Consider the following 7,308-nt stretch of genomic DNA (forward strand, 5'->3'; position numbering starts at 1 on the left):
GTGAAAATCATTTCAGCTCAAATCCGTTTTTCTCACTCGATCCCTTGAATCCTTGAATCCTATTGAAGAAACAATCGAACTGAAGTCTTTGTCTGAAGACGCAGGTTTCTCCCATTCCCAGAATGGGACAATAAATTCCTTGCCTTCACTTGAGATGCCGTCTGTGTTAGAGATAAATTAAGAGGTCCCTGATTGAGATTTTCCTTTCGATAATGGAGGAATCATCATGGCCGGGGGGTATACGGGAAAGCTTGGGTTTATCGACCTTTCCACCGGGAAGGTCCGGGTCGAACGGGCGGATCAAAGTCTATACCGTGATTTCATCGGTGGCTACGGCATTGGAGTCCGCATTCTTTACGAGCGTCAGGAAAAAGGCGCGGATCCCTTGGGACCCGGGAACATCCTGGGTTTCACGACCGGGCCCCTCACAGGAACAAGGGCCCCCAGCGGCGCGCGCTATATGGCCGTCTGCAAATCTCCTCTCACAGGGGGGTGGGGAGATGCCAATTCGGGGGGATACTTCGGAAGTGCCTTAAAGGCCGCTGGATGGGATGCCCTCTTTTTTACGGGGCAAGCCACAGACCCCAAGTTTCTCCTAGTCACCGATGATCGGCTCGAACTCATGGACGCGTCCCATCTCTGGGGAAAGGACACGATCGAAACCGAGGAGTTCCTCCAGGGGGAATTCGGCGGCCCCGGGACAAGGGTCGCCTGCATCGGGCCCGCCTCCGAAAAACTCTCCCTGATCAGCGGAATCGTCAACGACAAGGGCCGGATAGCCGCGCGCTCCGGTGTTGGAGCCGTGATGGGTTCCAAGCGCCTCAAGGCGGTGGTCGTACGGGGCACAGGGAAGGTCGCTGTCGCCGACGCCGGGGCCTTGGATCGGTTGCGCCGCCGGTTCTTGGAGAATCTTCGTGAGGCCCGTGGTTTTCCCTCCGCACTCACCCAATACGGCACGGGGGGGCTTACCGGCCCGCTGGTGTCCAGCGGAGCGACCCCCATCAAGAACTGGCTCGAGGCCGGGGAAAAGGCCTTTCCAGGGGTTGAAAGGATCGCAGACGGCGACAGGCTGATCCAATACCAGAAGAAGCGGTATGGATGCGCCAACTGCCCGATCGCCTGCGGAGGTATCCTGTCCGTTTCTGATGGCCCCTATCCCCTGGAGCACCTGCACAAGCCGGAGTACGAAACCCTGGCTGCCCTTGGAGCGATGTGCCTCAATGACGATCTTCACGCCCTCTTCAAGATGACGGACATGTGCAACCGAAGCGGACTGGACACCATTTCGGCAGGCACCGTGCTCTCCTTCGCCATGGAGTGCTTCGAGAAGGGAATCCTGACAGAGACCGATACCGATGGAATCGGGCTCAGGTGGGGAGACGCGGAGGCCATGATCCAAATGCTCCGGAAAATCATAGCACGCGAGGGCATCGGTGATATCCTGGCAGACGGGGTGCGCGTGGCGGCCGAAAAGATCGGGAAGGGATCCGGGGTCTTGGCCGTCCATGTGGGGGGACAGGAGCCCGGCATGCACAATCCCCTCTTCCTGCCCGGCAGGGGAACGGGTTACCTGTGCGATCCCACACCGGGGAGGCACACCGCCACTCCCATGGCCCGCATCGATGCGGGACCGGGGGCCATTGCGCCCTATCCAGAGCTGGAATTTCACGGTCACGAGCGGTACGAATATCGGAGCAAGGGCAAGCCCAGCGCCGTGTCCTCCTGTTACTGGCAGGTGGGGACCTGCGCCGGGGCCTGTCTGTTTCCGGTCATCTTCTTTGGAAATTTTCCCCTGCTGGAGTACTTAAACGCTGTAACGGGGTGGGACATGGACATCCCTGAGGTCCTCGAGACCGGCGCCCGAATTCAAACCCTGAGGCAATGCTTCAATCTGAGGGAAGGTGTGGAGCCTTCCCGCATACGGTTGCATCCCAGGATGATGGGAGACCCACCCCACCGGGAAGGCCCGTTGACAGGGGTTGTTATTGATGCCGATGCTCTTGCCTCGGAATACCGCAAGGCCATGGGATGGGACCCTGAAACCGGTCGTCCCCTAAAGGATACCTTGGACAGGCTCGGCCTGGGAGACCTGGTGTCTGAATCTGATCTCGACACAGGACAGAGCTCATAATCCCGGCGTCCATACCTGATAAAAACCCACTTTTGGCTCTCGCGCGACCCATGGTTCTAGAAATCCCGAAAGGGAATGAGTTCCTCATGAGAATCTGGGCTGACATTGTGGAAGTCGAAAATTTCCAAGACCATGACTTAAAGCCAGAGAAAAGGCGGTTCCACTTCGGCACCCCTATACTCTGACTGACAGCCGCAGCGTTATTATCCATAGTCTTAACGATTCCCAATATCGATTTTAAATAGTGTCCATCCATAAATGAGAAAATTTGTGCAAGGTCAAGGAAGGCGAAAATTTTAACCGCAGGAATACATTGAAGTATTTTGAGGATTAAAATTTGAGCCTGACCTGTCTGCCGGCAGGCGCAGAGATTGCGGAAATTGGCCATTTATGGATGGACACTAAATAATGTTCAGTCAATAACTGCTTTGAGAGGAAGGCGTGTTACGTCTCCCCTTTACACGCATCCTCAAGCTGGCTGTTATACATTTGCAATATTAACAATTTGACAAACAGGAGAATTGAAACAATGAAAGTAAATCCGGATTTTATCGCACCCTGTGGCCTTTATTGCGGAGTTTGTGCGATTTATATTGCACACCGCGATAATAATCAAAAACTAAAAGAGCGTTTAGTGAATCTTTACAAAGGAGGAGTTCCAGACAAGGGCACTCTCCCTAATAGTGAAAATCTTTCAGCAGAAGATATACGATGCAATGGGTGCCTGTCTAACGATCGGTTTATGCATTGCGAGCAGTGTGAAATCAGGGCCTGCACAAGGGAGAAAGGTTACACCGGATGTCATCAATGCGATGAATTTCCTTGTCAGTATATTGAAAATTTTCCCATGGCTGTTGGCAAAAAAGTTATTTTGCGGGCCATTCCGTATTGGCGAGAGGTGGGTACTGAAAAATGGATTCAAGATGAAGAAGCCCGCTATATTTGTCCGGAATGCGGTAATAAAGTTTTCCGGGGCGTTGTAAGATGCAATCAATGTAAAACGAAGCTGGATCTGGACTAGTTTGCTGTTTCTTCCCGGATCAGTTTCGCTCGCTTATTTCTTTTGGGATAATTTGCTCACGAGATGAACCACTTTCTTCTCTAATGCTTTTATCCGGGGGGTTTTCTTTTTCTGAAAACAAGAAGGGCCGAGATTTTCAAAGAACGCCTTCTTTCAGTGATGAAATACTGAAGGGCAATACCCATCCTGGTCCCATAAATCCGAGACCCACGCCTTATCTTGCCTAAATCCCTTTCTCAGGTTATGAACGGCGCGGTCTCCTGCCGGGTCCTGACAACCCGATTCGTTCCGTTGGTGAGCGAAAAGGGAGCGCGCGTTAAAGGCCATCCATTAAAAAGCACCCCCATCATAAAAATTCATTATTCTAAAATTTTCCTTGACATATGTTTGCTGTGAGTGTACGGTGCTTTTACTATGAATCAGGTGGAACAGATAAGTCGGGAGTTAGAAAAGACGATAGCCCGCAAGGTTAGGGAACTTAGAAGCGCCAAAAATTGGTCTTTGGATAAGCTTGCCTCCTTGACGGGTCTCTCCAAAAGCTATCTATCACAAATTGAAAACTGCGAGAAGACTCCTACGATATCGACATTAACCAAGATTGCCTATTCGTTGAAAGTGAATGTCCAAACCCTTATGGGAGAGGAAACCACAACCCCAAAGCCTGTAAAGCTCTCTATTATCAAACCTTCGCAGCGACGTACTATTATTCGCAACGGCACACCCATGGGCTATGAGTATGAATCCCTGACCCATAAAAAAACAGATCGAATCATGGATGGATATTTACTAACGGCAGGCTTTGATCTGCCTGAGGAGCCTTTTGTCCATGAAGGACAGGAATTGGTTTTCATGCTGGAAGGGACCCAGGAATTTATCTATGACGGCCAATCCCACATCGTTTCTGCGGGCGATTGTCTTTATTTCGACTCGGACCGACCGCATATGTCCCGAAGTATCGGCGATCGTCCGGCGCGGTTTTTGGTGGTCTTCTGCAACCCTCGCAATTTCTAAGGCTAATTTTTTTTGCCGATAGCGTTTGCTGACGGCAAACACAATCCAACACGAAAGTTCTTATCATGAAAAACACGATCCTTTTGCAAAAGTACATCAAAGAGCCAGAGATTCTCGTTATGCCGGGAGCCCACGATGCCCTGAGCGCCCATATAATCGCCCTTTGCGGTTTCAAGGCGTTCACAATCGGAGGCTATTCAGTCAGCGCTTCTCTGCTGGGCAAACCGGATGTATCCCTTTTGACGCTGACTGAGATGGCGGATTGTGTCGCGCGTATGGTGGAGGCCGCTAATTTGCCTGTGTTGGCCGATGGGGACACTGGCCACGGCGGCGTGCTGAACGTAATCCGGACTGTCAAGGAAATGGAGAGGGCCGGCGCGGCGGGTCTGTTCATCGAAGACCAGCTTTTCCCCAAACGCTGTGGACACATGGAAGGTAAACAGGTCGTGGCCCGGGAGGAAATGGTTGCCAAGATCAAGGCAGCGGTGGATGCCAGGGTAGATGATAACCTGGTGATCATGGCCCGCACCGATGCCTTGGCAACCCACGGTCTGGATGAAGCCATTGAACGGGGAAATCTTTACAGGGAAGCAGGAGCTGATCTCATTTTCGTGGAGGCTCCACGCTCGGTGGAAGATATGCGGCGAATAAATCGAGAAATCGATGCCCCGACCCTGGCCAACAACCTGGAAGGGGGCAAAAGCCCTTTGCTGCCGGCAGAGGAACTGGAAAAAATCGGGTACAACGTGGTGGTGTTTCCGGTCTCAGCCACCTATGCGATCGCCAAGGTGATCCGGGAACTAATGCAAGAAATCAAACGCCTGGGAACAACTGCAAACTTTTTGAAGCAAATGACCACTTTCACAGAATTCAATCAACTTATCGGCCTGGAGTCTTTGCGAAACCTGGAACGTGAATACGAAAAGCGAGCACTGACGGTGTTTGACCGTGACAAGTGAAAAGATGCCGTGTGGGCCTTTATATGATAGCAACCGAGCATTCGGTGCAAATCATGACGAACAGAAATTGTTTGCCGAATAGAAACGAAAGGAGGGTTGATATGTTGAAAAATATTTTTAAATGGAAAAACCCAGTCAGTATACAGGTTCTGGTTGTTGTGGTCATCATTCTGGCCACATTCAGCTTGCCTGCTCAGGCTTCGGATGTCGTTAAGCTTCGCTTCTCGACTTACAACCCACCTCGAGGCATGGAAGGCCAGATGGCTCAATGGCTGGCTGAAGAAATCAAGCAACGTAGCAAGGGGCGGATCACTTTTGAAATGTATTTCGGTGGATCCTTGATGAAAGCCAGGGAAACCCTTAGAGGAATCCAGTCCGGCATAGCCGACATGGGTTTCATTTTCGTGCCTTATTACCCCCGCGAACTGCCGGCCTGGACCGTGGCCGAACCGTTCCTGCGGGGACCGGTGGCGCCGGAAAAACGTGCCGCCTTTTTCTGGGAACTTTATGCCGAAGCTCCCGAGTTGAAACAGGCCCTGGACAAATGGAACCAGCGTCTGGTCGCAGTGCACGTATTCGGCAAACATAGCGTGGGCGGCCCCCGGCCCCTCAAAAGCCTGGCGGACTTGAAGGGCCTTAAGGTCCGCTGTGCCGGCGGCTATGATGCTTTGCACATGGCGGCTCTGGGGGCCAATATCGTATTCTGCAAGGGCAGAGAAGTATATTCAGCCATGCAAAAAGGAGCCATCGACGCTAACTATACTCCTCTGACCTCATACTTCAAATACAAACTATATGAGATCGGGAAAAATCACCACTTGCTGGTAATTCCCCAGTTTATAGGGTCGGTGGCCCTTATCACCATGAACCTGGACAGTTTCAACAAATTGTCGCCGCAACAACAAAAAGCTCTCCAGGAAGCCGGACGGAAGTACAGCAAAGTAGAAAGTAGAGAAATACAAGAACTTGAAAAACAATATTCCACCAAGATGACCCAGGCCGGCCTGAAAATGGTTTCTATTTCAAAAAGTGAAGTACTGAAATGGGCTCAAGACTGTGAAGCTAGAAGCAAAGACAAATGGCTCGAAAAAACCAAGGGCAAAGCCGGCGGGCAGGCGCTCCTGGACAAAGCTGAACGCCTATTGAAAAAATATCAGGACTAAAATTCCCATGTTAATCAAAATGTTAGGCACATTGGGTGGCTTGGCTATCGGGGCCATGATGCTGCTTATCCTGGCAGAAGTGCTAAGTCGGTTGTTCCTGGGTAGCTCCATCGAAGGTACCATCGAGATCGTGGGGATGTCCCTTGCCTTGGCCGTTTTTTTGGGGTTTGCTCCTTGCGAGCAAAGTCATGACCATGTGCGGGTTGAATTGTTGCGGTCGCGCCTCAAACAGCGTCCTCAACTGGCTCTGGATATAGCGACCTATCTGCTTGCACTCTTAACTGTCGGGGTGATGACCTGGCAGGTGGGGCTGGACGCTTATTCCTCCTTATTGGCCAGGGAGGTTTTACCGGGAGCCGAATTGGAAGTACCCGTTTACCCGGCCAAAATCAGTGCCTTTATAGGATTTATGGCCTTTGGCGGACAACTTTTGATCAACCTTTGCAAACTTTTTCGTAACGTTCAAAAGTTGTGGCATGGCCCTGATGGGCAGTATTATTTCAGGCCCCGGAACCGAGCGGTCCTTTTCGGCACGGCGTGAGCAGGGGGGCGTCATGTGCGAGAATCGTCGGAGCACATGACGCCCCCCTGCGGCGTTTGACCCATCGGCGTTGTCTTTTGGGTGCGCAGCCGAAATTTTCCTTGCAAAAAAGTCACGGTCTCCTTCATAGGTTTATATCGGCAAATATGAACCTGAACGAAGAGAGACCGTGATGGAACAACAAATTCATATTACACTCCAGTTCGATCTTGCAATTGGAAAAGTGAACCTCAATGAAATCGTCTACCGATTGGAGCAGTTGAAAAACCCCTTGATGCTGGAAATACTTAAAGCGATATTAACAGGTTATGACGATCTGATCGCAGACCGGTTAAGCCCTCAGCGCGGTGTCATGACTCCGAGCAAAATGCGCAAAGGTCTCGGACGTCATGTACGAAAGGGGGATCCGGAAAAGCGCTTCTGTCATGGCCGCTGCATCCGCAAACGAGGCTATCGCAACGATCCGCGCGTGGTCTCCACGG

General features: G+C 51.5%; 7 protein-coding genes. All 7 read left to right on the top strand.

From position 1 onward, the window contains the following. Window positions 1-226 precede the first annotated feature (226 nt). Window positions 227-2,131: an aldehyde ferredoxin oxidoreductase family protein gene (locus tag JRF57_01760; protein ID MBW2302419.1), complete on the top strand. Its 1,905-nt coding sequence runs from the start codon at window positions 227-229 to the stop codon at window positions 2,129-2,131. Between the two features lie 529 nt (window positions 2,132-2,660). Beyond that, window positions 2,661-3,152: a DUF3795 domain-containing protein gene (locus tag JRF57_01765; GenBank protein MBW2302420.1), complete on the top strand. Its 492-nt coding sequence runs from the start codon at window positions 2,661-2,663 to the stop codon at window positions 3,150-3,152. Window positions 3,153-3,566: 414 nt separating this feature from the next. Then, window positions 3,567-4,163, top strand: a complete 597-nt coding sequence (locus JRF57_01770) for a cupin domain-containing protein (GenBank protein MBW2302421.1) — start codon at window positions 3,567-3,569, stop codon at window positions 4,161-4,163. 65 nt (window positions 4,164-4,228) lie between these two features. Then, window positions 4,229-5,122, top strand: a complete 894-nt coding sequence (locus tag JRF57_01775; protein MBW2302422.1) for an oxaloacetate decarboxylase — start codon at window positions 4,229-4,231, stop codon at window positions 5,120-5,122. Window positions 5,123-5,223: 101 nt separating this feature from the next. Next, a complete protein-coding gene (gene dctP, locus JRF57_01780; GenBank protein MBW2302423.1) occupies window positions 5,224-6,285 on the top strand; it encodes a TRAP transporter substrate-binding protein DctP in 1,062 nt (353 codons plus the stop codon). Window positions 6,286-6,292: 7 nt separating this feature from the next. Then, window positions 6,293-6,826, top strand: a complete 534-nt coding sequence (locus tag JRF57_01785; GenBank protein MBW2302424.1) for a TRAP transporter small permease — start codon at window positions 6,293-6,295, stop codon at window positions 6,824-6,826. Between the two features lie 172 nt (window positions 6,827-6,998). After that, on the top strand, window positions 6,999-7,308 hold a 310-nt coding region (locus tag JRF57_01790), incomplete at its 3' end, for a hypothetical protein (GenBank protein ID MBW2302425.1).

This window comes from Deltaproteobacteria bacterium (genome assembly GCA_019310525.1).
Taxonomy (GTDB): domain Bacteria; phylum Desulfobacterota; class DSM-4660; order Desulfatiglandales; family HGW-15; genus JAFDEE01.

What these genes read in the sequence shown, in the direction of transcription:
- JRF57_01785 (MBW2302424.1), top strand. Translation starts at nt 6,293, where the DNA reads ATGTTAATCAAAATGTTAGGCACATTGGGTGGCTTGGCTATCGGGGCC.
- JRF57_01765 (MBW2302420.1), top strand. Translation starts at nt 2,661, where the DNA reads ATGAAAGTAAATCCGGATTTTATCGCACCCTGTGGCCTTTATTGCGGA.
- JRF57_01770 (MBW2302421.1), top strand. Translation starts at nt 3,567, where the DNA reads ATGAATCAGGTGGAACAGATAAGTCGGGAGTTAGAAAAGACGATAGCC.
- dctP (MBW2302423.1), top strand. Translation starts at nt 5,224, where the DNA reads ATGTTGAAAAATATTTTTAAATGGAAAAACCCAGTCAGTATACAGGTT.
- JRF57_01775 (MBW2302422.1), top strand. Translation starts at nt 4,229, where the DNA reads ATGAAAAACACGATCCTTTTGCAAAAGTACATCAAAGAGCCAGAGATT.
- JRF57_01760 (MBW2302419.1), top strand. Translation starts at nt 227, where the DNA reads ATGGCCGGGGGGTATACGGGAAAGCTTGGGTTTATCGACCTTTCCACC.